Source organism: Candidatus Avelusimicrobium faecicola, from assembly GCA_900540405.1.
In the GTDB taxonomy this organism is placed as follows: domain Bacteria; phylum Elusimicrobiota; class Elusimicrobia; order Elusimicrobiales; family Elusimicrobiaceae; genus Avelusimicrobium; species Avelusimicrobium faecicola.
The window spans coordinates 1-24538 of sequence record UQFW01000016.1; the positions used below are offsets into that span (position 1 = coordinate 1).

At 50.6% G+C, this 24538-nt stretch carries 22 protein-coding genes and 1 tRNA gene; 14 read left to right on the top strand and 9 right to left on the bottom strand.

What is annotated here, in order from left to right:
* Positions 1 to 4264 (top strand): hypothetical protein (locus tag ACQY18_RS02590; RefSeq protein ID WP_428038735.1); only part of this gene is annotated, 4264 nt, incomplete at its 5' end.
* A gap of 75 nt (positions 4265 to 4339) precedes the next feature.
* Here the strand turns inward: ACQY18_RS02590 and ACQY18_RS02595 are convergent.
* From ACQY18_RS02595 to ACQY18_RS02605, 3 genes are read right to left on the bottom strand one after another with little or no spacing between them, the layout of a single operon-like run.
* A complete protein-coding gene (locus tag ACQY18_RS02595; RefSeq protein WP_428038736.1) occupies positions 4340 to 6016 on the bottom strand; it encodes a SulP family inorganic anion transporter in 1677 nt (558 codons plus the stop codon).
* Between the two features lie 7 nt (positions 6017 to 6023).
* A complete protein-coding gene (locus ACQY18_RS02600; RefSeq protein WP_428038737.1) occupies positions 6024 to 6839 on the bottom strand; it encodes a PHP domain-containing protein in 816 nt (271 codons plus the stop codon).
* Complete coding sequence (locus tag ACQY18_RS02605; protein WP_428038738.1) at positions 6839 to 7063, bottom strand: NifU family protein; 225 nt, start codon at positions 7061 to 7063, stop codon at positions 6839 to 6841. The genes ACQY18_RS02600 and ACQY18_RS02605 overlap by 1 nt, the downstream gene beginning before the upstream one ends.
* A gap of 161 nt (positions 7064 to 7224) precedes the next feature.
* Between ACQY18_RS02605 and ACQY18_RS02610 the strand changes: the two genes are divergently transcribed.
* The 11 genes from ACQY18_RS02610 to ACQY18_RS02660 all read left to right on the top strand — a co-directional run bounded on the left by ACQY18_RS02610 (position 7225) and on the right by ACQY18_RS02660 (position 18092).
* Positions 7225 to 7692, top strand: coding sequence for an SH3 domain-containing protein (locus ACQY18_RS02610; RefSeq protein WP_428038739.1), 468 nt, complete (start codon positions 7225 to 7227; stop codon positions 7690 to 7692).
* 125 nt (positions 7693 to 7817) lie between these two features.
* The gene (locus ACQY18_RS02615; RefSeq protein ID WP_176777635.1) at positions 7818 to 8291 is read left to right on the top strand and encodes a hypothetical protein; all 474 of its coding nucleotides are present in this window, start codon (positions 7818 to 7820) and stop codon (positions 8289 to 8291) included.
* A 130-nt stretch (positions 8292 to 8421) separates the two neighbouring features.
* Positions 8422 to 9141, top strand: coding sequence for a hypothetical protein (locus tag ACQY18_RS02620; RefSeq protein WP_428038740.1), 720 nt, complete (start codon positions 8422 to 8424; stop codon positions 9139 to 9141).
* A 101-nt stretch (positions 9142 to 9242) separates the two neighbouring features.
* Positions 9243 to 11825 (top strand): preprotein translocase subunit SecA, encoded by a 2583-nt coding sequence (gene secA / locus ACQY18_RS02625; RefSeq protein WP_176777633.1) that lies wholly within the window; start codon positions 9243 to 9245, stop codon positions 11823 to 11825.
* On the top strand, positions 11822 to 12271 hold the full coding sequence (locus tag ACQY18_RS02630) for a hypothetical protein (protein WP_176777632.1): 450 nt from the start codon (positions 11822 to 11824) through the stop codon (positions 12269 to 12271). Before secA ends, ACQY18_RS02630 begins: the two co-directional genes overlap by 4 nt.
* Positions 12272 to 12282: 11 nt before the next feature.
* A complete protein-coding gene (gene lnt / locus ACQY18_RS02635; protein ID WP_428038741.1) occupies positions 12283 to 13902 on the top strand; it encodes an apolipoprotein N-acyltransferase in 1620 nt (539 codons plus the stop codon).
* Positions 13895 to 15013: a peptide chain release factor 2 gene (gene prfB / locus ACQY18_RS02640; protein ID WP_428038742.1), complete on the top strand. Its 1119-nt coding sequence runs from the start codon at positions 13895 to 13897 to the stop codon at positions 15011 to 15013. Before lnt ends, prfB begins: the two co-directional genes overlap by 8 nt.
* Positions 15013 to 16116: a radical SAM family heme chaperone HemW gene (gene hemW / locus ACQY18_RS02645; protein ID WP_428038743.1), complete on the top strand. Its 1104-nt coding sequence runs from the start codon at positions 15013 to 15015 to the stop codon at positions 16114 to 16116. The genes prfB and hemW overlap by 1 nt, the downstream gene beginning before the upstream one ends.
* A complete protein-coding gene (locus tag ACQY18_RS02650) occupies positions 16113 to 16823 on the top strand; it encodes a coenzyme F420-0:L-glutamate ligase (RefSeq protein ID WP_428038744.1) in 711 nt (236 codons plus the stop codon). Before hemW ends, ACQY18_RS02650 begins: the two co-directional genes overlap by 4 nt.
* Before the next feature lie 9 nt (positions 16824 to 16832).
* Complete coding sequence (gene mscL, locus ACQY18_RS02655) at positions 16833 to 17297, top strand: large conductance mechanosensitive channel protein MscL (protein WP_176777627.1); 465 nt, start codon at positions 16833 to 16835, stop codon at positions 17295 to 17297.
* Positions 17298 to 17387: 90 nt separating this feature from the next.
* The gene (locus tag ACQY18_RS02660; RefSeq protein WP_428038745.1) at positions 17388 to 18092 is read left to right on the top strand and encodes a glycerophosphodiester phosphodiesterase; all 705 of its coding nucleotides are present in this window, start codon (positions 17388 to 17390) and stop codon (positions 18090 to 18092) included.
* Positions 18093 to 18282: 190 nt separating this feature from the next.
* On the opposite strand, the gene ACQY18_RS02665 is transcribed toward ACQY18_RS02660, so the two are convergent.
* The 5 genes from ACQY18_RS02665 to ACQY18_RS02685 all read right to left on the bottom strand — a co-directional run bounded on the left by ACQY18_RS02665 (position 18283) and on the right by ACQY18_RS02685 (position 22778).
* Complete coding sequence (locus ACQY18_RS02665) at positions 18283 to 19068, bottom strand: ankyrin repeat domain-containing protein (protein ID WP_428038746.1); 786 nt, start codon at positions 19066 to 19068, stop codon at positions 18283 to 18285.
* Positions 19069 to 19298: 230 nt separating this feature from the next.
* On the bottom strand, positions 19299 to 20141 hold the full coding sequence (locus tag ACQY18_RS02670) for a deoxyribonuclease IV (RefSeq protein WP_428038747.1): 843 nt from the start codon (positions 20139 to 20141) through the stop codon (positions 19299 to 19301).
* A gap of 36 nt (positions 20142 to 20177) precedes the next feature.
* Positions 20178 to 20543, bottom strand: a complete 366-nt coding sequence (locus ACQY18_RS02675) for a hypothetical protein (protein ID WP_428038748.1) — start codon at positions 20541 to 20543, stop codon at positions 20178 to 20180.
* A gap of 137 nt (positions 20544 to 20680) precedes the next feature.
* A complete protein-coding gene (locus tag ACQY18_RS02680) occupies positions 20681 to 21715 on the bottom strand; it encodes an aminotransferase class I/II-fold pyridoxal phosphate-dependent enzyme (protein WP_176777620.1) in 1035 nt (344 codons plus the stop codon).
* Positions 21716 to 21821: 106 nt separating this feature from the next.
* Positions 21822 to 22778, bottom strand: coding sequence for a glycosyltransferase (locus ACQY18_RS02685; protein ID WP_176777619.1), 957 nt, complete (start codon positions 22776 to 22778; stop codon positions 21822 to 21824).
* Between the two features lie 62 nt (positions 22779 to 22840).
* On the opposite strand from ACQY18_RS02685, the gene ACQY18_RS02690 reads away from it, so the two are divergent.
* On the top strand, positions 22841 to 24046 hold the full coding sequence (locus tag ACQY18_RS02690) for a glycosyltransferase family 9 protein (protein WP_428038749.1): 1206 nt from the start codon (positions 22841 to 22843) through the stop codon (positions 24044 to 24046).
* Between the two features lie 78 nt (positions 24047 to 24124).
* A tRNA-Ala gene (locus tag ACQY18_RS02695) sits at positions 24125 to 24200 on the top strand.
* Between the two features lie 10 nt (positions 24201 to 24210).
* Here the strand turns inward: ACQY18_RS02695 and ACQY18_RS02700 are convergent.
* On the bottom strand, positions 24211 to 24538 hold a 328-nt coding region (locus ACQY18_RS02700; RefSeq protein ID WP_428038750.1), incomplete at its 5' end, for a hypothetical protein.

A 24538-nucleotide genomic window follows, 5' to 3' on the forward strand; every position in this document is an offset into this window, starting at 1 on the left:
CACCTTAAACGCGGCGAACATTGCCAATAACTTGAGCGACTCCCGCGCCCAAGCCGCCCATTATGCGGTGACGACGGCGGCGCCGCGCACTTGGTGGCAACGCTTATTGGGGGCCAAAGCGGCCAATTTACATTTTAATAATCCCAACGCGCAAGCCGGCGGTGCGGAAGTTTCCGGGGAAATGTCGGATGCGGAGTTAGGGGCGGATACGGAACACGGTTTCAAAATGACCTATGTGGATGAATCCGGCACCGAACAAACCTTGCCCGTAAACGTAAAAATAGAAAAAGGATTCAAAACGGCCGGGTATAACCGCATTACGTTCACCCAATCTAATGTGGCGGAATTGCGCAATCAGGCTCAAACTCCCAAAACGATGGCGCATTTCTTTATGAAACTGAAAGCCGGGGAATTGCCGCGCCTGGTGGAAGCCGCCCAGCGGGAAAACATCCAACTGAAAATTAAGTTGGAATCTTCCCCCAATGTGGCGCATAAAACGGTAGACGCGCAACTTTATGCCCAGAACGGGGCCATGTTGCCGGTAATTGTGGAAATGCCTGCCAGCTTGCTTAAAAAAGGCTCCCGCCTGGTAATGACCGACGACGGCCGTTTGGGAATGTTGGACGCGCAAGCCCTGCTGGCGCAGGATGCTTCCGGCCGGTTGGAAATGGCCAGCCCGCTCCATTCGCACTTACACTTTTTAAGCAATTACTATGTGCGTATGCCCAAACACCAAATTGGCAACTGGGTTAAATTATTCAAAAATGCCCAACAGTATTTTGATATTTCCGTTTTGCCTACGCAAAACAAAGCGCAGTTGGTGGTGCGGGACGTTTCTTTAACCAACGTCAGCTTGGGTAAAACCATGGCGCCTATTGCCAAAAAGCAGTTGGGTATGTCGGTAGACAACGCCACTACGCTGATGTTTATTATTAACTATATTTTGCCGGGGTTGGCTTCTTTAATTAACCCGGTGCTTAAAAAATACGGCGAAAAGAAACTGCTGACTATTTCTTTGGGAATGTCCGCCCTGGCCGGGGCCTTGGCTACGGCGGCCGGATTCTACGGGTTTGTGGAAAACCTGGATGTCAGCAATTTTGACCGCGTGCTGTTTGTGTCCGGGCTCGTGTTGATGAGCGCCTCCAGCATTTTGAAACAGCTGGTGTGCAATATGTTAATCCGCGCTAACCGCGGGGAAGTGACCGTCAATGCGCCCAAAAAAGCGGCGCCGTCCGCGGCGGAAATTAAAGCGGCGGCGGAAGCGGATTTGAAAGACTTAACCCGCCGTATGAAAGAATTTTTCACGAAGCCTTCGGACGTAAACTTGAAAGACGTGGTACTGTATAACTTGAGCTTCGTGTTCAAAAACGTGGGCACGCTTGCGTTTTTGGCCTCCCCGTATGCGATTAACTGGGTGGTGGAACAGGTCAGCGGAGTTAATTTAGGGTTGGACTATTCCGTCAGCTTCCCCATTTACGCTTTATATAGCACTTGGGTCACCTACCGCGTGATGCGTTCCAATTTGCGGGATGCGTATTCCGCCAAAAACTTGGAACAAAGCCAACGCGCCGTATTGAACCATGTGGAAAAAGCCGCGCAAGCGTTGGAAGAATTGTTCAAATTGGACCCGTCTTCCGCCAAGTTTACGGCTAAGGCCGAAGAAGTGACCCGCAAAATTAAAGAAAGTTTGGACGATTTGACGTTGGCTCAAGTAAAGTTGGACAGCAAAGTAAAGAGCAAAGAAGCGTTTGCCGCCAATAAAGCGCAAGCCCTGGCCGATTTGGAAAAAGCCTTATCCGCCAGCGGTGCGCTGAATAAAGAGCAAGTAAACCAAATTATGGCGCAAGTGAACAAGGACTTTACCCACTTGGGCAAGAGCTTTGCAAGCTGGTGGAAAGTGCTGAAAGAAGCCAAAGGCGTAAAGGCGTTATCTTTGGCTATGACGTTAGCCACGGTACACGAGTTCATTTTATCCAGCTCGTTTGCGGCCAGCATTAATGCGTTGGTGCCGGACGGCGCTTATGCGAACTTCCTGGTGGCGCTGTGCTTGTATGTGCCGTTTATCGCCGGCCGCTTGGGCGGCAACGTGATAGGCAAACGCATCAGCTCCGGCAGTATGTACATTTTATGCTCCGCGTTATCGGCTATCGGTACGGCTATGATGATTGCCAACGTGGGCAACCTGGCTCCTACCATGGTGGGTGCTATTATAGCCAGTTTGGGCGTGGGGAACTTCTTTACCCAAATGTATGATTATATTATGCAGAAACACCCCAAACTCCAACGTGAAATCTCCGTCATCTTGGCCCTTACCATGGCTATTGCGGGTTTGGCTACGTTGCCGGCTTCGTACTTAACGTCCATTACCAAAAACCTGGACTTAATTTACGCCGGCGTGTGTTTAGGGTTGTCTTTAGTCCTTACCCCGGGTATGATGAAAGATTCCACCTTGTTTAAGTTCGTTAATACCCAGGTTAAAAAGCTGTTTGGCAAAAATGCCAAAGCGGCCAAGACTACCAAAAAAGACAAACATAAAGGGGACGGGCCGGCAGGCGGGGCCGCCGCAAAAAGTAAAGCGGCCCCCGGCAAAGCGGCCGCCCCTAAAACGGATGAGCCCGAAACTTTATCCCAAGTATTCATAAAAAATAAGCGAGGCGATATAATCGCCTCGCTGCAAGTTCCGGTATCCCAGGCCGGATTTCAACTAAAACCTCTGCAAGAGGTTTTTATTTTGCCCAGCGGAGAAATGATTTTGCGCGAATACCGGGAAAGCGCTTCCCAAAAAAAAGACACGCATAATTATACGCAAGTGGTGGTGCGTGATGACATAAAGCTGTACCGCTCCATGGGTAAAATAAAAGCCTCTGCGTTAAATCTTAAAAAAATAGGGGAAGGGCTTTTACTGGCTAACAGCAAAATTTGGCCCATGTTTCTAATGTATGTTTTATTGGGCATGAACAACGTATCCACCATTGTTGCTAACTTTGCCGAGGACCCTTTCCACATGAGCAAGTTTGAAATGTTTTTGCTCGGCAATATGGGCACGCTGGCGGTGGGGTTGTTTTCTTTGCCGATTGGTATTTTGCAGGGTAAATTCAGCCGCCGGATGATGTCCAATATCGGTATGCTTTCCATGATTACCGCCTTTGCGGTGCCGTGGCTCGCCGGACTAAACGGCACGTTGGGGGAAGCAACGGATTTGAAACGTGCCGCCTTAATGGCCAGTTTTGTACTCTTGGGCATTGGCGGGGCGTTTTTGGACGTGTCCTTAAAACCCACGGTGTTGGCTATATCCAAAAAAGGCAATTACCAGCGTAATGTGGGCACGCTGGCGGTATTTAAGCAGGTGTTCGGCAACTCCATGAACTATTTACTCCCACCGTTGTTTTTGTGCGTGGCGGGGGCGGATTGGAGCGCGTTTTTCCCGGTATATATGGCGGGCAGTGTGGCGGCGTTTATGCTGTATAATAAATTCCGTATGAAAGAACAAACGCTGGATTTGGTGGCGCAGGCCAAAAAGAAATACAAAGTAAGTTTTAAGAGCATTTGGAATGTTTTTACCGGGAAAAATAAAAAATCCCAACTGGTGCGCAAAAGCGTATATGCCAACATTTTGCATGGGGCCAATATCGGCACGCTGGCGCTGTTTGTAAACAGTTTAATGAAAGAACACTTTGCGGACCCGTCCGCTATGTGGAGCCTGCCTTTCGGGCTGACGCTGGATTCGGATGCGTGGGTGTTGCCTTCTTTTGTGCTGTTTACCTTGCCGATTATTTTCGGCCGGATGGCGGGTACGGCACTTGGTAGCGGTTTCCACTTGGGGGGCAAGCGCTTTGAGCCGCTCAACCCGGGCACGTTATTGCAAGCCAGTGCGTGGGTAAGTTTGTTGGGGGTTTTGCTGATTAATATGCCCAGTTGGCCCGCGCAGGAATTGGGGGCGGTGTTGGCGGCGTTGGGGCTGACGAACTTTGCCCCGATTTTAACGGCGTTCCCGACGGATAAAACCCGCGACGTTTCTGACGAGGTTTCCGCCCTGTTGTCTTTTTCGTCCGTGTTCAGCGCGGCGTTTGTGGTCACGTTTGGGCTGCTATTGGATTTGTTGGGCTCTTGGAATGCCCTTGCGTTTGGGTTGCTGGGCGCGTTTTTTGCCTATTTAATCCACTTTGGCGGGGAAATCCGCCACGGCAAGTTTGACGACCTGCGCGACCCGCACGGCAATACGGCGGAAGAAGCAGAAGAATACGAAGACCCGCTGACGGAGTAGCCGGAAAACCTTTATCAAAAAAAGCCCCGGGCAATTTACCCGGGGTTTTTCGTTTCATTATGAGCGGCAGAACAGTTATTCCGCAATAGAATGGCGGTCTTTTACAATGGATTCCGCCCGCATTAAGGAATGGTCAATGTTGCGGCAGAGGTGGTCTTCCCCTAACAGTTTAATGAAACCGTACTGTTCCAAGGTTTTGCGCACATGCTTTTGTACATGGGATAAAATCAGCTGTACGCCGTCATCTTTACAGCGGTTGTAAATACGCTCTAAAGCGTGGTAGCCGGTGGCATCTATGGCCGGCACACTGCGCATACGCAAAATAAGCACTTTGCAATTTTTGTGGTGTTCCAGCGTTTCCACAAACTGCGTAGCCGCCCCAAAAAAGAATGGGCCGTTAATTTCGTACACGCTGACGTGTTTGGCAATTACTTTGGTGTCAATGTCGTCTTTGCGGCGCACTTCGTCCATAATATCGTCATCCGTATTGGTAATTTGGTACACGTCCGCCATGCGTTTCATAAAAAGCACCGCCGCCAACACCAGGCCAAATTCTATGGCAATTACCAAGTCAAACACCACGGTCAGCGTGAAAGTGGCCAGCAAAATCAGCACGTCCCCCAGCGGAGCCTTAAATAACGCCTTAAAACTGCGCCAGTCGCTCATGCGGTAGGAAACCAAAAACAAAATAGCCGCCAAACTGGTCATGGGAATACGCCCAATCCACCGCATGAGGCACAACATCATTAAAAACAAAAATACGGCGTGCGCCATACCGGCAACCGGGGTGCGGCCGCCGTTTTCTATATTAGCGGCGGTTCGGGCAATCGCGCCGGTGGCGGGCAGGCCGCCAAACAGGCCGGAAGCCACGTTGGCAATCCCGGTGGCTACCAATTCCATATTGGAGCGGTGGCGTTTGCCAATCATACCGTCCGCCACTACGGCGGAAAGCAAACTTTCAATGCCCGCTAACAGGGCAATCGTCAGGGCCGGGCGCATTAAATTTTGGATGGTATCCCAGCTGACGGCGCCCGGCAGGTGCGGCATAACCAGCGTGCTGTCCACCGCGCCGAACGTGCTGGTAATGGTGGGCACGTTCATCCCCGTCACGCTCACCAATACGGCGGTAATTAACAAGGCCGCCAGAGAACCCGGAAACGCCTTCCATTTTTTAGGCCAAAAAAGAATAATCGCCAGGGTCAGTAGCCCCACCGCCAGGGCCGCCCAGTTGATTTGCCCCAAACTGTGGAAATACAAACCCCATTTGGCAAAAAAGCCGGAGGGAATGTCGGTAAGTCCCAGCCCCAAAAAATCGTTAATTTGGGTAGAAAAAAGCACCACGGCAATCCCGCTGGTAAATCCGGTTGTCACGGGGTAGGGAATGAACTTAATAAAACTGCCGAATTTGCACACCCCCATAAAAATTAAAAAAATCCCCGCCATAATGGTAGCGGTCAACAGCCCGGCCAAGCCGTATTGTTGGATAATGCCGTATACAATCACTACAAACGCGCCCGTAGGCCCGCCGATTTGCACGCGGCTCCCCCCAAAAAGGGAGATAATAAACCCGGCCACAATGGCCGTAATTAAGCCTTTTTCCGGTGTCACGCCGGAGGCAATCGCTAATGCGATAGAAAGCGGCAGGGCGATACACGCCACCACCAGGCCGGCGCTTAAATCTTTTAAGACGCGGCGGGAGGAAAACTCCTCCGGACGGTTTTTAATCAGGGTGAGTAATTTGGGTCTTAACATTTTATTTTTAACGTTTTAATAACTTGCTGAGGAGCCGGTCATAATACGGTTGCGGCACCGGCATACCCGGGGTGGAATTGCGCCCGCTGTGGGGGCCGTGATAGTCGGACCCGGCAGTGGCAAACAAATCATACTTGCGGGCAATTTTTAACAGCTCTTGTTTTAGGGTGTATGTATGGGCGGGATAAAAAACTTCCAATCCGTCCAAACCTGCTTCTTTCCAGGCGGGAAAGTTCCACACGGCTTGCGTAAGGCCGGGGTGGGCAATAACGGCCAGGCCGCCCGCGGCTTTAATGGCGCGGATGGCTTCCGCCACGCTGACTCCTGCCGAGGGCACATAACCCGGTTGCCCAGGCACCAACCAGCGGCGGAATCCTTCCTGGCGGGAGGGTACGATGCCTTTTTGTTTGAGGGCATCCGCCACATGGGCGCGGGAAACCGTATTGGGCGCGCGGGAAAATACATCTTCCGGCGTAAGGTTCAAACCGGCGGCTTGCAGTTGGGCAATAATTTTTTTAATGCGTTCTACCCGCACTTGGCGGTTGTGGGCCAGAAATGCGGCAAACTGCGGGTCGTGAATGTTTACATTCAAACCTAAAAAATGCAGGTGGTCGTGTTCCCGGGTGCTTATTTCCACGGCGGGAACAAAGGGGATATGGCGGGCTTCACATTCTTGTTGGGCTTGCAAAACGCCGTCCACGGTGTCGTGGTCGGCCAAGGCAAAAATGCCTACACCCGTTTTTTGGGCGGCAATAACCACTTCGCGCGGGGAAGACGTCCCGTCCGAAAAAACAGAATGGGTGTGTAAGTCCGCCTTAGGCATTAAACGCGTTCCACCGCCGTCACGCCGGGCACTTCCGCTTTAATTTTGCGTTCCACCACGGCTTGCAGGGTCATTTGCGCGTGCGGGCAACCGCCGCAGCGGCCCCGTAAACCTACGGTGACGATACCGGTTTTTTCATCAACGCCAATCAGTTGGATGTCACCGCCGTCGGATTGCAAAATAGGGCGGATTTCTTCAATTACTTTTTCCACTTGTTCTTTCATTTTTAACTCCGTTATAAAAGGTATTCTTTATTATAGCTTTTTTGGCCCCGGTGCGCGGAAATGCGTAAAAATTTGCAAAAATACCGGCAATATTTGCTATACTTTGAGTGTAGCAGACTAAATTTTGCTTGTGATATGGAATGCTTTATTGAGGAGAGAACATGAAAAAAATTGTATCCATATTCGTCTTGTTTTTACTGGTAAGCGCACCCGCTTTTGCGCAAAAATACGCTAGCGTAAAAGCTAAAAGGGCCAACATCCGCACCTGCGCGGGCACCAAATGTGCCATTAAATGGTATGCGTGGAAATACACCCCCGTTATTATGGTAAAAACCAACGAAACGAAAGACTGGGTGTTAGTAAAAGATTTTGAAGGTTTTAACGGTTGGATTTCGGCCGACTTGCTGAGCCCTGCCGGCTCTATGGCGGCTAAAGTGGATTTGAACGTACGCAAGGGCCCCGGTGCCAGCAGTGAAGTGGTCTGCACCGTTGAAAAAGGCTATCCGTTCAAATATATTTCCAAAAAAGGCGCTTGGGTTCAAGTGCAGGATGACCCCGCCAAAAAAGCCGAAGGCGTTTGCAAAGGCTGGGTGTATGCCAAAAACCTGTGGGGCTTTTTTAAGCAATAATAAAAAACACCCCGGCGCGGGGCAACCGGCTTGATTTTTTAGGTTTGCCCGCGTAAACTATTAGTAAATATTTCTGGGCCGCTTACTGCTTGCAGGGGCGGCCTTAAAAAGGGTAGAATATTTGTATGAAGAAATTATTGGTAGCTGCTGCGGCAGCCAGTGTGGTGGCGTGTGCTTTCTGTTTAGCCAGAACGGTGCAGGAAGGCCGTTTCAACATTTCCGGAACGGTAGACGTGCCGGAAAGATTGGTTAAAATTGCACAGGCGGACAACAACTCCTGTTCTATTATTGTTAAGAACGAGGCCGATGTCCCCGTGGCCATCAAACGGGTAGTAAACCCTAAATTTCCGTTAGCTTTCCACTTGGGGGAAGAAGATTTATTAACCCCTAAATTGGAGGGCGACTTAAAACTGGAAGTACAAATTAATAACCATGGCCAACTGGGCGTGCTGAAAGAAGGGGATATTTTCGGGGCTTCGGCCGCTTTGGTAAGGCCCAACGCCAAAAATGTGTTGGTGCAGGCCGATAAAATGACCGGTATGCCGCGTTTAGCGCGCGGCGCCACCCGCGGCAACTTCTTCCGCACGGCGGCCCGTTAGTTTTAATAAACAATCAAAACCCCGCTTGTTGGCGGGGTTTTTAGTCTGCGGGCGGAAAAGTTTTTTACTTGACGAACGGCCCCAGAAATAGCACAATAAAATAAGAACTTTTGATAAGGAGTATTTGCCCATGAAAAGATGTTTGTTGCTGCTGGCTGTTTTGGCGGCGGCGTCCGCGTTGCAAGCGCAGGACGGGCAAAAATATTCGCGCGAAGATGTATTAGCCGTATTTGCCCAATATAACCCGCAAGTGTTGGAAAATGCCAAAGTAAACGAAGATTACAACCGCATTTTGCAACAGTGGGCTACTGCTTATCAGCGGGAAAAAAGCCCGCAGGCCGATTGGGAATTAATGGCTGTAGCTAAAAATTTTGATAATTCCCTGCGGTTATTTGCCATTACCAAAACGTACGAAGAAAGCCTGGCTTTGCAAAAAGCCGCCAATATGGAGTTGGCTTCCTTGGACGTATCCACCCGGCAAGCCCTTTTGGCCGTTTTTCAAGATATTTATAATGCTACTTTAGATATTAAAGCGCAGGAAATTGCCCAAACCAAAGCCCGCATGAAAGCCGTTAAAAAGGATAAAACCCTGGCGGCCGAACAGCGCAAGCAAAAATTGGCGCAGGAAAAGAGCCTCCTGAAAGACTTAAAAACCGAGGTCAAAACGCTTAAAAAAGATGCCTCCTCTAAAGTGCAAGCCGCCAGTGACGTCTATTTTGCGGATATAAAAGCGCAAGCCTTGGCCCGATTTGAGGCCGCTTACAAGGCCGCCCTGGAGCAAGCGCAAGAAGCAAAATCTTCTTCCAACCGGCAAGTAAAAAGCAAAAACAAAAAACCCGTCGGCAAATAATTTTATGCCCAAAAACGCCTTCCTCCCGATTAGGGAAGGGGGCGTTTTGCCGTGTAAAACCATTTTAGTTGTATATTTTAGTATAAAGGAAATAAAACAGTATGATTAGAACCGTTATTGATAAAATTTTTGGTACCAAAAGCGAAAGAGACTTAAAAAAAATCCAACATTATGTAGATGATGCCAACCGTTTTACGGCGGAGTTTGAATCTTTAACAGACGACGCCTTAAAAGCCAAAACGGACGAATTTAAGGCCCGCTTGGCCAAAGGGGAAACGCTGGACGATATTTTGCCCGAAGCGTTTGCGGTGGTGCGTTTGGCGGCCCAGCGCGTCATCGGCCTGCGCCCGTATGATGTGCAAATGTTGGGCGGTATCGTTTTGCACCAAGGCAAAATTGCCGAAATGGGCACCGGGGAAGGGAAAACCTTAGTGGCGGTGTTGCCCTCTTACTTAAATGCGTTGACGGGCAAAGGGGTACACGTCGTCACGGTGAACGACTATTTGGCCCGCCGCGACCGCCAATGGATGGGCCCCATTCACGAATTTTTAGGCTTAACGGTGGGGTATATCGGCCATGATATGGATAACGACGAACGCCGCGAAATGTACGCCAAAGACATCACCTACGTCACCAATAACGAATTAGGCTTTGACTACCTGCGCGACAATATGGTTATTTCCCGCGAGGACCGCGTTTTGCGCCCGCTCAATTATTGTATTGTGGACGAAGTGGACTCCATTTTAATTGACGAAGCCCGCACCCCGCTGATTATTTCCGGCCCGTCCGAACAAAGCACGGATAAATATTACATTGTAAACCGGTTGGTGCCCTCCTTAAAAGTGCGCTTGATTACGGAAAAAGACGAAGTAAAAGCCAAATACGAAGGCACCAAACTGGAAGAAGGGTATGATGCCATTGTGGACGAAAAAAACCATACGGCTACGCTGACGGATTCGGGTATTGCCAAGGCGGAAAAATTCTTAAACGTTCCCAATTTGTATGATGACGTCGGCTCCAGCTGGGTACACCATATTACGCAAGCCCTGCGCGCCCACCACTTGTACGAACGCGACGTGGCTTATGTGGTCAAAGACGGCGAAGTGGTGATTGTGGACGAATTTACCGGCCGCTTAATGCCGGGCCGCCGCTGGAGCGACGGGCTCCACCAAGCGGTAGAAGCCAAAGAAGGGTTGCAGATTAAAGAAGAAAACCAGACGTTGGCTACCATTACTTTCCAAAATTTCTTTAAGTTGTATAAAAAACTATCTGGTATGACGGGTACCGCCATGACGGAAGCCAACGAATTTTGGCAAATTTACAAATTGGACGTGGTGGAAATCCGCCCCAACCGCCCCTCTAAACGCATTGACTACCCGGACCAGGTATTTTTAACGGAACGGGAAAAATTCAACGCAATTATTAACGAGGTGGAAAGCCTGTGGAAAACCGGCGCCCCGGTTTTGGTGGGTACGCGCTCTATTGAAAAATCCGAAAAACTTTCCGCCATGCTCCGCGCCAAAGGCATCCCGCATAAAGTGTTAAATGCCAAATATCACGAAATGGAAGCCCAAATTATCAGCCAGGCCGGGCGTAAAGGCGCAGTGACGATTGCTACCAACATGGCCGGCCGCGGTACGGACATTGTATTGGGCGGAAACCCGGCGGATAAAGAGGAACAAAACCAGGTGGTGGCGCTAGGCGGTTTGCATGTAATCGGCAGTGAACGCCATGAAAGCCGCCGCATTGATAACCAGTTGCGCGGCCGCTGTGCCCGCCAAGGGGACCCGGGTTGCTCCCGCTTTTATGTGTCTTTGGAAGACGAACTGATGCGTTTGTTTGCCAATACGGCCAAAATTTCTTCCATTTTAAGTGCTATGGGTATGAAAGAAGGCGAAGCCATAGAATCGCGCCTGATGAGCCGCCAAATTGAAGGCGCCCAGCGCATGGTGGAAGGCCGCAACTTTGACATCCGCAAACAACTGTTGGATTATGATAAAGTAATGAACCAACAGCGCACCGCCGTATACGGTTTGCGCAACGCTATTTTGGACGGGCAAAATATGACGGAAAAATCCGTACAGATGATGGAAGAATGCGTGGATGATTTGGTGGAAATGTATTTCAATCCGTCCCACCCGGGCCGCAGTGATTTCAACACCTTGAATGTGGCGCTGAAGTCCCTTTTCCCCATTAATTTTAACTACAATGCCGAAAATGTGGCCGGCAAAACACGCGAGGCGTTGGCGGACGAAATTATTGCCCAAATTAAAGAATTATACCACGCGCGCGTGGCGTACTTTGCCGAGCAGGGCTTGAACTTTGCCGAAATTGAACGGATGCTTTTGTTGCAAATCTTGGACAGCGCCTGGAAACAAAATTTGTATGAATTGGACCAGTTGCAAAACAGCGTCAGCTTGCGCGGCTATGCCCAAAAAGACCCGCTGATTGAATACCAGAAAGAAGCCTACAAATTGTATTGCGCCATGATGAACCGCGTGCGCGATTTGATGGTGGGCTACATCTTCCGTATCCAGTTGCCGCCGCGCCGCGCGCCGCAAGCCGCCCCGGTGCAACAAACCGGGGAACAGGCGGAAGACGCCGGGCATAAAATCGGACGCAACGACCCTTGCCCCTGCGGGAGCGGCAAAAAATATAAAAAATGTTGTGGAGCCAAACTATGAATAAAATAAAACAGTTCCTTTTGTTGCTGTGTGCGTTTGCGGTAATAGGGGCAATTCCGGTGGTGCTGTCGCGCCGGGAAGTTATCCCTACGGATATGCCGGCTTTATCCCGGGCAGAAATTGTGGCTAATAAGCAGGAATACGAAAAGCAGGAAGCCAAGCAGGAAACGCAAGAGCGCGCCCGCCGTATTGCCAAGGCCCGCTCCGCCAACTTTGCCTGCAAGGCCGACGAAGACTGTATTATTGTGGATAAAGACCCGTGCGGCTGTTTGGTAGGCCCCAAAGGGGTGGTGGCTATTAACGCCTCGCGCTCTTTGGAATTTACCAAATCGTTAGGGAACGTGCTGGCCAAAGCCTGCCCGGACGGCGCCCCGTCGCAAGAAAAAGAATGTAGCCCCAATGCCCGGGCCGTCTGCCGCAATAAGACGTGTAAAATTATTTATTAAGAGTTTGCCGGATGAGCCTTTTTCGCCGCCCTTTAACCGAAACCGCCTCTGCCCCCAAAACTACGTTTAGGGAGCGCGCGGCCGCATGGGGAAAGCGCGGCTTAAAAGGCTTTTTTTTATTACTGTGCGCCCTGGCTACCGCCCTATTGGTAAAAGCCAGTTATCCTAAAGTATCGGTTTATGGATTGGGTTGGGTGGCGCTGGCGCCGTTTATTATGGGCGTGGTGCATGTGCGCAAATTTTGGCGCGCATTTTTTTATTCCTGGTTTAGTGCCATTTTAATTTACGGCGGACTTTTTTGGTGGATTTACCGCACCTGCCGCGAGGGGGGCGATTTAAGCGCCGGGCTTTCCGCGGCGGCCTGGTTGGGGCTTTGCGCATTAATCGGTTTGCAATTTGCGGTTTTCGGCTCCAGTTGTTTCTTTTTGCGTAAACTGCGTGGCTTGTTCCCGCTGATGGCCGCGTGCGGGTGGGTGGCTTTGGAGTGGCTCCACCAAACCTTGGCGTTCCACGCGTTAGGTTTCCCGTGGGTGATGTTGGGGTATTCCCAATGGAATTTCCCTCCGGCGTTGCAAATAGCTTCTTTAACCGGGGTGTATGGGGTTAGCTTTGCCGTGGCGTTTGTGGGCATTTCGGTCGGGTTTGCGTTTTCGGGCAAAGTAGGTTTTAAGGGGGCTGTTTTCCAGCTGATTTTAGCCGCGTGTATGTTGGGCGGTGTAGTGGGGTTTGGGGAGTGGACGCTTTCGCGCCCGGCCCCCAAAGCGCTGTTAAGTGTCAGCACCGCCGTTATGCAACCCAATATAGACCAGTATAAAAAATGGTCGCCGCAGTTTGAAGCGGAAATCCGCTCCACGCTAGAGGATATGGGCCGCCAACTCAAGGATAAACAAGCGCTGTTGGCCGTCTGGCCGGAAAGCGCCGTGCCGGGGGAGCTGACCCAGGAGCCGTATTTAAGCCTGTTTGAAAACATCTCCACCCAAGGCAGTTTGTTCCAGGTGGTCGGCTCCAACGTGACGGGCGATAAACAACAATTTGTAGGGGCTTATGTGGTTTCTCCGTTTGATGATAATTTACAGGAATACCGCAAAGTAAAATTAGTGCCGTTTGGGGAATATATCCCGCTGGAAAGTGTAGTCCGTTCGGTAGCCAAAGACGTAGCCGTATTGGGCGAATTGGGCAGTTTTACCCCGGGGAGCCCGGAGCAGGAGTTGCCGCAGATGTCCGGCGTGCCGTTTGGCATTACCGTATGTTATGAATCCATTTTCCCGCAGTTGTGGGCCAAACAAAACCGCGCCGGGGCCAAGTTTTTTGTAAACGTGACGAACGACGCCTGGTTTTTTGATTCGGATGCGCCTTACCAGCATTTGGCGGTCAGCGCACTGCGCGCGGTGGAAACCGGGCGCCCGGTTTTGCGTGCGGCCAACACGGGTATTTCGGCGGTGGTGGACCGTTATGGGCGGATACAGGAAACGGCCCCGCTCAATACGCGCGCTATTTTAACGGCCAACATTCCTTTGCCCTTAAATGAGGCCCAAAATTTTTATACGCAGTGGGGGGATTGGTTTGCGTGGCTTTGCGCCGCTTTATATTTTACGCTCCTTATATCTGCTATGGTGTTTGCTTATGAATAATATTGAATTTAATGATGTAGATACTAAAATTACGGAAATGGAAACCCGGGTGGCAAAAATCGGGCAGATTGTAAATGTTCCGGCCAAAACGGCGGAAATTGCCGCCCTGGAGCAAAAAACGGCCGACCCCGCTTTTTGGAACGATAACCAGGCCGCGCAAGCCGTCACCCGGCAATTAGACGGCTTAAAAACGGCGGTGTCTTCCTACCAAAATTTAGCCAAGCAGGTGGCGGATGCCCGCGCCTGGTATGATTTATGCAAAGAAATGCAAGACCAAACGGAGCTTGCGCAACTCTATCACTCTTTGGCGGAAACGGAAAAAAATATTGCCCGCAAAGAAAGCGAAATTACCCTTTCGGAACCGAACGACAAACTGAATGCGATTTTAACCATTCACGCGGGGGCCGGCGGCACGGAATCGTGCGATTGGGCCCAAATGCTGATGCGTATGTATACCCGTTGGGCGGAACAGCACGATTTTAAGGTGTCTATTACGGACTCCCAACCCGGCGACGAAGCCGGCATAAAAACCGTCAGTGCCATTATAGAGGGCCCCTTTGCCTATGGGTATTTGAAGGGCGAAAACGGCGTACACCGCCTGGTGCGTGTTTCCCCGTTTGATGCCAACAGCCGCCGCCATACCTCGTTTGCTTCGTGCGACGTGCTGCCGGACATTGACGAAAACATTAATATAGAAATTCCCGAAAAGGATATTCAGCTGGAAACCAGCCGCGCCGGCGGCCATGGCGGCCAAAACGTAAACAAGGTGGAAAGTGCCGTGCGCCTGTTGCACATTCCCACCGGCATTGTGGTTTCCTGCCGTATAGAGCGCAGCCAACTGCAAAACCGCCAAACCGCTATGAAAATGCTGAAAGCCCGCCTGTATGAACTGGAAATGGATAAAAAACGCAGTGAGGCCGAAAAACGCTATGGCCAAAAAGGGGAAATTGCCTGGGGGCACCAAATCCGCTCCTATGTGTTTATGCCGTATCAGCTGGTTAAGGATTTACGCACCGGGTATGAAACTTCCCAAATTAATGCGGTGATGGACGGCGAATTGGACCCGTTCATTTTTGCCTATTTGAACCAACTGGCTACACAAAAAAAATAATGAAACCCGGCCTTTATATACATATTCCGTTTTGCCGCCAAAAGTGCAATTATTGTGACTTTGCCTCCTTTGCCGGGTTGGAAAACCTCATTCCGGCGTATTTGGCGGCCTTGCGGTTGGACGCGGCTAATGCCCCCGCCAAACAGGTGGAAACCTTGTATGTAGGCGGCGGCACGCCCAGTTTGCTTTCCGCCGCGCAACTGGCGCAGTTGTGTACGTTGCTCCAAAAAGAGTTCGGCCCCATTTCCGCCTTGCCGGAATCCACTTGCGAGGCCAACCCGGAAAGCCTCACCCCCGAAAAATTAACCGTACTTAAAAATTTTGGTTTTACGCGCCTGAGCCTGGGCCTGCAAAGTTTGGATGATAAAGAATTAAAACTATTGGGCCGGGTGCATACGCGGGCGGATTTTTTGCGGGCGTATCAGGCGGCGCGTGCGGCGGGGTTTGATAACATTAATATAGATTTAATTGCCGGGCTCCCCGGGCAGACCTTGGAACAGTTTTTGGCTAATTTGCAGGGGGTTATTGCGCTAAAGCCGGAGCATTTATCCGTCTATGGCTTGCAGATAGAAGAAGGCACGCCGTTTTTTGAACGCGGCATTGTGTGCGACCAACTGTTAATGCGCCGCATGCTGGAAGAAACCCATAGGCAGTTGATTCAGGCCGGGTTTGAACATTACGAAATTTCCAACTTTGCGTTGCCCGGCCGGCAGGCCCGGCATAATACTTCTTATTGGCGCGACGGGGAATACATTGGGCTAGGCAGTGAGGCCGCCTCTTACTGGAAAGGCGAGCGCCGCCAAAATGTATCCTCTGTGCAAGAGTACATCCGCCGGATGCAGGCGGGCGAAAGCCCGGTTTGTTATGCGGAGCATTTAACCGGCAAAGAAAAACTGGGCGAACAAGTGATGTTGGGGCTTAGGTTATTGGACGGCGTGGAGCTGACGGACGAAATCCAACAGACTTTCGGGCGGGATATTCAAACCCACATAAAAAACGGACTACTGACCCAAGAAAATAATAAAATAAAATTAACGTTTGAGGGGCTCTTTTTAGCCAATGAAGTTTTTTGCAGTTTTGTGGCCCCCTTTGAGGAAGAATGAATTTAACCCCTATACATACGGATATTTTCCGCGAACGGCAGGACTTGCCCGCGTTTATTACGCGGTTTTTGCCGTCTGTGACCGAGAAAACCGTTTTGGCGGTGGCCTCTAAACTGGTTTGTTTGTGGAAAGGTCTTTCCGTGGCGTACGAAAGCACCGCCCAAAAAGAGGCCCTCATCCGCCAAGAAAGCACTGCGGCTTTGCAAACGCCGTTGGCGTGGCTGACCGTAAAAGCCGGTATGGTTATGACCAACGCCGGGATTGACGAATCCAACGCAGACGGCAAACTGCTCCTTTTGCCCCAAGATTGTTATGCGTGCGCGGAAGAATTAAGAACCGCCTTGCGGGCACATTACGGCGTAAAAGAGTTGGGCGTTGTAATTACGGACAGTATGATTTTGCCTTTGCGCGCGGGCGTGATTGCCGGGGCGGTGGGCTATGCCGGGTTTCAAGGGGTCAAAGATTTGCGCGGCAAGGCGGATATTTTCGGCAAAAAATTAGCCGTCACGCTGGTAGACGCGGCCGATACGTTAGCCAGTGCTGCCGCGCTTTGTATGGGGGAGGCGGACGAAACCTGCCCGCTGTGCGTGATAGAGCGCGCCCCGGTTGTATTTACGGCGCACACCCGCCCGCAGGAAATGCACTACCCGGCCAAAGACGATTTGTATGCCCCGCTGTTTCAAGCGGTGGGTTTACTCAAAGATTAGGAGAACACTATGATAAAGAATGTAATTAATGAGTTCAAAACTTTTGTGATGCGCGGCAATGTAATTGATATGGCTGTCGGTATCATTATTGGCGGGGCGTTTACTAAAATTGTAAACTCCACCGTTTCCGATATTTTAATGCCGCCCTTGGGGCTGCTGATGGGCAAGGTGGATTTTTCCAACTGGTTTATTGTGCTCAAAGACGGCGCCACCGTTCACGGGCCGTATGACTCTTTGTCCGCGGCGGCCGCGGCGGGGGCCACCACGCTGAACATTGGCAATCTGCTCAATGCGGTTATCAGCTTTTTAATTGTGGCGTTTTGTATTTTTATGCTGATTAAACTGATTAATAAATTAAACGCGCCCAAACCGGCTCCGGCCGCGGCGCCTACCACCAAAAAATGCCCGTATTGCTGCAGTGAAATCGCCCTGGAAGCCACCCGCTGCCCGCATTGTACTTCCGAATTAAAATAAGTTTTTGGGTATTTTGTAAAACACCGGGGAAAGGCGCGCGCCTTTCCCTTTTTGCTTGTTTGTGCCGTTCAAATTTTTTACACTAATACTATGATTTATTTTGCACACCGCGGGGCCAGTGCCGAGCGCCCCCAAAATTCCGTAGCCGCCTTTAAGCGTGCCCGCGCCTTGGGGGCCACGGCGTATGAATTGGACGTCCATTTACTGCGTGACGGCCAGTTAGCCGTTCATCATGATTATTCTTTGTTGGCTACTACCGGGCGTGATACTCTTTTGGGCACGCTCACGCAGGCGGATTTGGCCCAGTATCCGCTACTTAATGCGTTTACGGCGGAAAAATGCACCATTCCGCTCTTGCGGGACGTATTGCCGGTGGTGCGCGAAAATTTAGCCTGCTTAAATATAGAAATCAAAAACGACGGCAATTATTACCCGGGCATAGAAAAAGTTTTGCTAGATGAACTGCACGCGCAGGCGCCGGATATGCTGCCCAAAATTCTTTTTTCCAGTTTTGATTATCCCACATTAGCCCGCTTGCGGGCACTGGATAAAAGCGTGCGGATTGGGCGTTTGTGCCGCGCGTTTGATGTGCAAGAAGTGTTGGCGTTAGGGGCGCGGAGCGTACACATGAACCAAAGCCGGCTCACGCCGGAAATTATAAACGCCTGCCACGCACACGGCCTCCAAGTTTTTGCGTATACCGTCAATACGCAAGAGGACGCGGCGCGGCTGGCCGCCCTGGGCGCAGACGGCATTTTTACCGATAAGATAGGCTTTTTCCTTTCCACCCGTTAAGCGGGCACACCTTTTTATCCGCGCGGCGTTCTAACGGCGCGGGCGCTTTTGATAGGTTATGCGTGGCGGTGCATAAAAAACCCGGCATATTAAAGCCTATACCGAGGCCGACAAAGCATTAGCTATGCGTGGCGGTGCATAAAAAACCCGGCATATTTTTGCCGGGTGTGTTTTAAGGAAAGCGGAACCGTTAAAGCGCTAATAATTTGTTATTCCAGCGGGAGGCCGGGTTCGGCTTTTGTTGCGGGGTGGCGGCCCTTAAAATTTTATAAGCGGCCGGATTTTCGTTCTTTTGGGCCCAGCGGAGCGGAGTTTTGCCTTCTTTATCGGTGGCGGACGCATTTTTCGGGCACGTCTGCAATACTAAACGCAGGGCAATCAGGTTGCTTACTTGCCCTTTGTTCGCCCCAATCGCCGCCATGTGCAGGGCCGTCACGCCGTCTTTATCTTTTACGCATGGGTTGGCCCCCCGGCGCAACAGCCGGATAGCGGCGGAGGATTTGCCGTCGCGCAGTAAAACCATCAGGGCGGTGGCGCCTTCGTGGTCGCGCGTTTCTAAAAACCGCATTACGCTAACCGCCGGGGCGGAGTCATGATTACTGCCCAGTCTTAAGGCGCGGGCGGTTTCTAACGCCGTTAAGCGGTTGATAAGGGCGTCGGCAAAGTCCGCATTGGCGGCATAAAACAAGGCAGTGCGGCCCAGTTTATCGGTAGAGAACAATTGCGCGGGTTTGGTGGCCAACGCCAGGGTTTTGGCTAACAAGGCTTTGGGGCCATATTCTGCCGCGCGCATTAAAAAATCGCTCTTAAACACTTGTTTGCGTTCATAGCCGGAAACAGGCATACCGTGTTTATAGTTGGTTTCCACAATGGAAATCGTATCCTTGTATTGGCGGGCAAAATCCTGCCGGGTGTACGCTTGGGCGGTAGCCGCACAAAACAAGGCCAGGGCAACGCTGTATATTATTTTTTTCATTTTTCGGTTCCTCTCTTGCAATAAAAAACCGGCTCCTTTATAATGGGAGCCGGTTTTGAATAAATAAATACAAAAATTAATTTCTTTCGCTCCCTGTATCCTTAATTGTAAACATAATAGACGGGCACACCCCGCAAATTAGGGTGCGTTTAATCAAGGAAAGATTAAAGGAGTTAAAGTGTTTCATACGTTTTATTGTACTTTATTTTTTTATTTTTGCAAACATTTTTTTATTTGTCTGCCTGATACAGCCCGCGCAACAGGGCAATTTCCGCCGCGTAGCCGGGAATATCGTTCGGGGTTTCCAAATAAAACGGCAGATGTTTTAAGGCCGGGTGGTTAATCACCCGCGCCAGGGCCACTGTGCCCAGCGTGCCTTGGCCGATTTTGGCGTGGCGGTCTTTGTGTGCGCCCAACGGGTTTAAGCTGTCGTTTAAGTGAATGGCTTTTAAGCGGTTCAGACCGATTATTTTATCAAAGCGGTTTAATACGCCGTCTAAATCGTTTACAATGTCATAGCCCGCGTCGCTGACGTGGCAGGTATCCAAACAAACGCCCATTTTGTCCGCACATTTTACACCGTCTAAAATTTGGCGCAGCTCTTCAAAGCGGGAGCCGACTTCACTGCCTTTGCCGGCCATGGTTTCCAATAAAACCGTGGTGGTTTGGTGCGGCGTTAAAATGTGGTTTAACAAAGCTGTAATTTGCTGGATGCCTGTTTCTATCCCTTGCCCCACATGGCTGCCCGGGTGAAAATTGTATAAATTGCCGGGCAGAAAATCGTTCATGCGGGCCAGGTCGTCTTGCATAGTCAGCAAGGCAAATTCCCGCGTTTTGGGGTCCGCCGAACAGGCGTTTAAGGTGTAGGGCGCATGGGCGAGCAAGGGGCCGAATTGGTTTTTTTGTGCCAGTTCCCGCAGGTTGGCGGCATCTTGCGGGTCAATGGCTTTGGCTTTACTGCCCCGCGGGTTGCGGGTGAAAAACTGGAACACGTTGGCCCCAATAGAAAGGGCTTCTTGGCCCATGGCCGCAAACCCTTTGGCGGCGGATAAATGGCAGCCGATATAAAACATTTTTGCTCCTCCTGTTGGTGCGCCGCCCGGTGCAAATTAGTGCGCTTTGGCTTGGTTGCGCAAGCGGTGCGGAATATGTTTATATTTTTGCCCGCGTTTGGCGGCTTCTTCGTGGCGTTTGGAAAGTTCCGCCCGGTGGTGGCGGTATACGTCCACGCGGGTGTATTTTAACATCAGGCAAAAATCCACCAACACCATTACAAAGTTTAGCACATACAGCCAAAAAACCAAATCAAAATTATGCAGTATTTTGTGAATCATCCCGCATACATAGGCAAACTCAATGGTAATCATAAACAAAAAACTCTTACCCGCCGCCGTTTTGGTGCGCAAAGAACGGCAGATGTTAAACGGCCAGGCCAGGCCGAACCCAACCATCATTAAGGCTTCAAAAATACTCATTTTTTTTCTCCTTGCGGCGGGTGGAGCGCTATGGAGCGGCGCCTGCCTATACTTATATTTTAGCTTTTTTGTTTTTGGCTGTTCAACGCCATAAAAAACCCGGCCTGGGGCCGGGTTTTCTCAAAATAACAGCGGTTTTATAAGGCGGCAATATCTTTTTCCAGCTCCGCCACATGTTCTTCCGTCGTGGCCCAACTGGTGCAAAAGCGGGTGACGGTATGCTCTTTATCCGGCTGACCGAACCGCGCAAACACATATTTTTTAGCCAGTTTTTGGGCAACCTCATTGGGCAAAATAGGGAATTGCTGGTTGGTGGGGGAACTGTACAACAGCGGGAACCCCGCCTTTTGGAACGCTTTTTTAATGCGGGCGGCGAATTCGTTTGCTTGTTTGGCAATAGTTAAATAGAGGTCGTTTTCAAACAGCGTTAAAAATTGCAGGCCGAGCAACCACCCTTTAGCCAACATGGCCCCGCGTTGCTTGATGTAGTAGCGGAAGTCCTGCTTGAGGGCGTCGTTCATAATTACTACCGCTTCCCCAAACAGCGCGCCTACTTTGGTGCCGCCAATGTAAAACACGTCACAGCACGCGGCTAATTCCGCCAGCGTGACCGTATTTTTTTTGGAGGTCAGCGCGTAGCCCAGGCGCGCGCCGTCCGCAAATAAAAACAAGTTGTTTTTGCGGCAGACGTCGCGCAAGTCCTGCAATTCCTGTTTGGTGTAGAGCGTGCCGTATTCCGTAGGGAAAGAGATATACACCATTTTGGGTTGGGCATCAAATTCCGGGTTGTCTTCCGCCCAGTGTGCATCACACACTTTTTGCACTTGCGCGGCGGAAATTTTGCCTTCCGTGGCGGGCACGGTAAGCACGCGGTGGCCGGTGGCTTCTATGGCACCCGTTTCGTGTACGTTAATGTGGCCGGAATCGGCCGAAATAACGCACTGATACGGTTTTAAGGCAGAAGCAATGACCGTTAAATTGGTTTGTGTGCCGCCTACCAAAAAATGCACCGCCGCTTGCGGGGCTTGCGCTTTGGCGCGGATTAAATCGGCCGCTTGGCGGCAGTAATCGTCCTGCCCGTAGCCGATATTTTGTTCCAAATTTGTTTGCAGGAGCCGGGCCATAATGGCGGGGTGGGCGCCTTCGTTATAATCACAATTAAAACAAATCATAAATCTTCCTGTAAGTAATTTTAACCCAATGGGCGTATGATATATTATAGCTTTTTGTGCGGCTTAAAAAGTACAGGCCCCGCATGCCGCAGGGCCTGTTCAAAAACTACTTAAACCAATACTTAAACGGATACGCCAGCACATATTTTATAAAGCGCGCCGGGTGCATTTGCGGGTCCGGCGAGCGGTCAAAAAAGGCCCAGCGCTGTAAATTGAATTTTTTAATCCACTTGAGCCAGGCGTGTTCTTTATCCGTATGCGGCTTGCCGCCCATAGCCAAATACTCCTGATAAAACGGCTGCCAAAGGGAGTTCCAAGTATACGTCCAAAACCGCACGCCGCCGCCCGCGCAGTGGTAAATCAGCACGTCGTGGCGGTTTTTATCCAAATATTTGGGGTTAGACGGCAAACAGTTGCAAATATCAGGCAAAACTTCTACTTGAATACCAAATTCCTGGAACATCACATTTACAACCCCTTGGTCCGGGCAGACTAAATTTTCCAGCCACTCTGCCGTTTTATGGTAGCACCACATGCGCAATTCCCGGCGGTGGGGGATGTTGTCGCAAAACAGCGTGACCCCCGCATTATAGCAAGGCACCGTCATATCATACTGCGGCATGGGTTTAACAAAGTTTTTAGTAATCAGCGTGAGGCCCTTTTGGGTGTCTTTGCACATAGCCACGCCGGATTTATCGCCAAAGTTATTAAAAATGTAGCTTAAATCGCCGCCAATCATCACGTCTACATCAATATAAAGCACTTTGCGGTAAGTATCCAACAAATCAAAAATTTCATAGCGGGCAAAAGTAAGCTGGGTAAAATGCTTAAAATTAATGTTGTTGAAATCCGTTTCCACCGCAAAATGATACTCCGTAAACTTGCACGGCAAAATGCGGTTCAAAAAGTCTTTATCGGCTTGCGTGAAACCTTGGTAATACACCAAAACATCCGTATTTTTTAATAATTCCTGATTGTATTTTTTAAGGCTTAACAGCGCCACGGAAAGGGTAAAAATAAAGCGCTCGTTGCACGAGAAAAAAATAGCATTTTTTTTAGACATATCCACTCCAATACCGGCATTGTAATATGATAGAATTATAGCATATAACAAGGAGATACCCCGTGGAACCTACCAACCGCCTGCGCCTAGCCGCGTTGCAAGCCCAACAATTAATTAACCTGCATAGCCAAAAAAGCAGTTTGGTGCGTTTGGCTGTTTGCTTGCACCGGGGCCGCAAACAACTTAAAAACCAAATTAAACTTTCCCTGCGTGCGCTTACGCATAAAGCGGTAGTCAGCCCGCGTTTGCGGGTACTGGTGCATGTGCGCGGCGGCATTGGGGACGTGTGTATGACGCGCGTTTTTTTGAAAGCCCTGCGCGCCCAACTCCCCCAAGCGGAAATTTACCTGTGTTATGACAGCCAAAGCGTTGTGGAAGCGCTGTTTCAGGACGGAGCCTATATCAACGGTTTCCAAAACCGTAAATATCTCCCGCAGGATTTTGATTTAATTATATCCGGCTGCCATGTGTTTATTTACCAATATGTAAACCGCGCGCGCGTGGAGCAACTGGCGCCGGGTTTTATCCCGGTACTGGAAAAGGGGTTAAAAATGCGGGATATTTGCCGCGTGTTTGCGGAAAATACGCCGTATTTGGACGGCTATTGGGCCAACGCCACGGTGGAGTACGGCTCCAGCCGGGTGGCTAATTTGGGGTTATCCACCGGGCTTGTGGTAGGGCAAAACGACCGCGCGGAAATTGCGTTAGCGCCTGAGCGCAAGCGGGAATTGCTAAGCGCACTGGGCCTGGCGGATAAAAAATATATTACCATTCACGACGGAATTAATACCAATACGGACACTTCCCACGGCCACCCCACGCGCTGTTGGCCTCAAACGCGGTGGCGGGAGTTCGCCGCTTTGTTTAAGCAGGCGCACCCGGATATTTTACTGGTGCAGTTGGGGGGCAGTAAAAGCCAAGCCTTTGATTTTGCGGACGTTTGTTTAGTGGGCAAAACGGCGGTGAAAGATTTGCCCTATGTGCTGGACGGCGCACTGGCTCATGTGGACGGGGAAAGCGGCATGGTGCATTTGGCTAATTTAACCCGTACGCGCTGTGTGGTATTGTTCGGGCCGTCCTCGGCCGAGTATTTGGGGTATGCGCAAAATGTGAATATTACTTCCCCCAAGTGCCAAAATTGTATGAACATTTTGGAAGATTGGATGACCCGCTGTGCCTTAAACTATGCGGAAAACGAACGATGTTTAGCGGCCATTACGGCGCCGGTTGTATTGGACGGCGTAAATAAAATTTTAGGCGGAAAATAAAAAACTTGCCACACCGCCAAAAAATTGATATACTATTTATGTAGTTTGAAAGAAGCACTTTGAAATTAGCTTTATGAAGGGCCTGTAGCTCAGCTGGGAGAGCGCCTGCATGGCATGCAGGAGGTCGCAAGTTCGATCCTTGTCAGGTCCACCATTTGAAACGATTAGAACCCGCCGAAAGGCGGGTTTTTTTGTTTGTGGTTGGGGCAGGCGCGTTCCACTCCGTTAAAAGCGCAGGAGGGCGCTTTGCGGTGCGGGTTAGAGCCGCAATCAAAAAACGCCGAAAGGCGGGTTTTTTGTTGTGTACTTTTGCGCAGAGTGCAGGCGCGTTCCGCTCCGTTAAAAGCGCAGGAGGGCGCTTTGCGGGGCGGGTTAGAGCCGCAATCAAAAAACGCCGAAAGGCGGGTTTTTTGTTTGTGGTTGGGGCAGGCGCGTTTCGCTCCGTTAAAAGCGGGAAAAGTGTGTGCGCCTGTAATCTCCCCATAAAAGCCG

What these genes read in the sequence shown, in the direction of transcription:
- ACQY18_RS02675 (WP_428038748.1), bottom strand. Translation starts at nt 20,543, where the DNA reads ATGAGTATTTTTGAAGCCTTAATGATGGTTGGGTTCGGCCTGGCCTGG.
- ACQY18_RS02605 (WP_428038738.1), bottom strand. Translation starts at nt 7,063, where the DNA reads ATGAAAGAACAAGTGGAAAAAGTAATTGAAGAAATCCGCCCTATTTTG.
- ACQY18_RS02620 (WP_428038740.1), top strand. Translation starts at nt 8,422, where the DNA reads ATGAAAAGATGTTTGTTGCTGCTGGCTGTTTTGGCGGCGGCGTCCGCG.
- ACQY18_RS02665 (WP_428038746.1), bottom strand. Translation starts at nt 19,068, where the DNA reads ATGAAAAAAATAATATACAGCGTTGCCCTGGCCTTGTTTTGTGCGGCT.
- secA (WP_176777633.1), top strand. Translation starts at nt 9,243, where the DNA reads ATGATTAGAACCGTTATTGATAAAATTTTTGGTACCAAAAGCGAAAGA.
- ACQY18_RS02630 (WP_176777632.1), top strand. Translation starts at nt 11,822, where the DNA reads ATGAATAAAATAAAACAGTTCCTTTTGTTGCTGTGTGCGTTTGCGGTA.
- ACQY18_RS02685 (WP_176777619.1), bottom strand. Translation starts at nt 22,778, where the DNA reads ATGTCTAAAAAAAATGCTATTTTTTTCTCGTGCAACGAGCGCTTTATT.
- ACQY18_RS02670 (WP_428038747.1), bottom strand. Translation starts at nt 20,141, where the DNA reads ATGTTTTATATCGGCTGCCATTTATCCGCCGCCAAAGGGTTTGCGGCC.
- ACQY18_RS02680 (WP_176777620.1), bottom strand. Translation starts at nt 21,715, where the DNA reads ATGATTTGTTTTAATTGTGATTATAACGAAGGCGCCCACCCCGCCATT.
- prfB (WP_428038742.1), top strand. Translation starts at nt 13,895, where the DNA reads ATGAATAATATTGAATTTAATGATGTAGATACTAAAATTACGGAAATG.
- ACQY18_RS02610 (WP_428038739.1), top strand. Translation starts at nt 7,225, where the DNA reads ATGAAAAAAATTGTATCCATATTCGTCTTGTTTTTACTGGTAAGCGCA.
- ACQY18_RS02660 (WP_428038745.1), top strand. Translation starts at nt 17,388, where the DNA reads ATGATTTATTTTGCACACCGCGGGGCCAGTGCCGAGCGCCCCCAAAAT.
- ACQY18_RS02615 (WP_176777635.1), top strand. Translation starts at nt 7,818, where the DNA reads ATGAAGAAATTATTGGTAGCTGCTGCGGCAGCCAGTGTGGTGGCGTGT.
- hemW (WP_428038743.1), top strand. Translation starts at nt 15,013, where the DNA reads ATGAAACCCGGCCTTTATATACATATTCCGTTTTGCCGCCAAAAGTGC.
- lnt (WP_428038741.1), top strand. Translation starts at nt 12,283, where the DNA reads ATGAGCCTTTTTCGCCGCCCTTTAACCGAAACCGCCTCTGCCCCCAAA.
- mscL (WP_176777627.1), top strand. Translation starts at nt 16,833, where the DNA reads ATGATAAAGAATGTAATTAATGAGTTCAAAACTTTTGTGATGCGCGGC.
- ACQY18_RS02650 (WP_428038744.1), top strand. Translation starts at nt 16,113, where the DNA reads ATGAATTTAACCCCTATACATACGGATATTTTCCGCGAACGGCAGGAC.
- ACQY18_RS02595 (WP_428038736.1), bottom strand. Translation starts at nt 6,016, where the DNA reads ATGTTAAGACCCAAATTACTCACCCTGATTAAAAACCGTCCGGAGGAG.
- ACQY18_RS02600 (WP_428038737.1), bottom strand. Translation starts at nt 6,839, where the DNA reads ATGCCTAAGGCGGACTTACACACCCATTCTGTTTTTTCGGACGGGACG.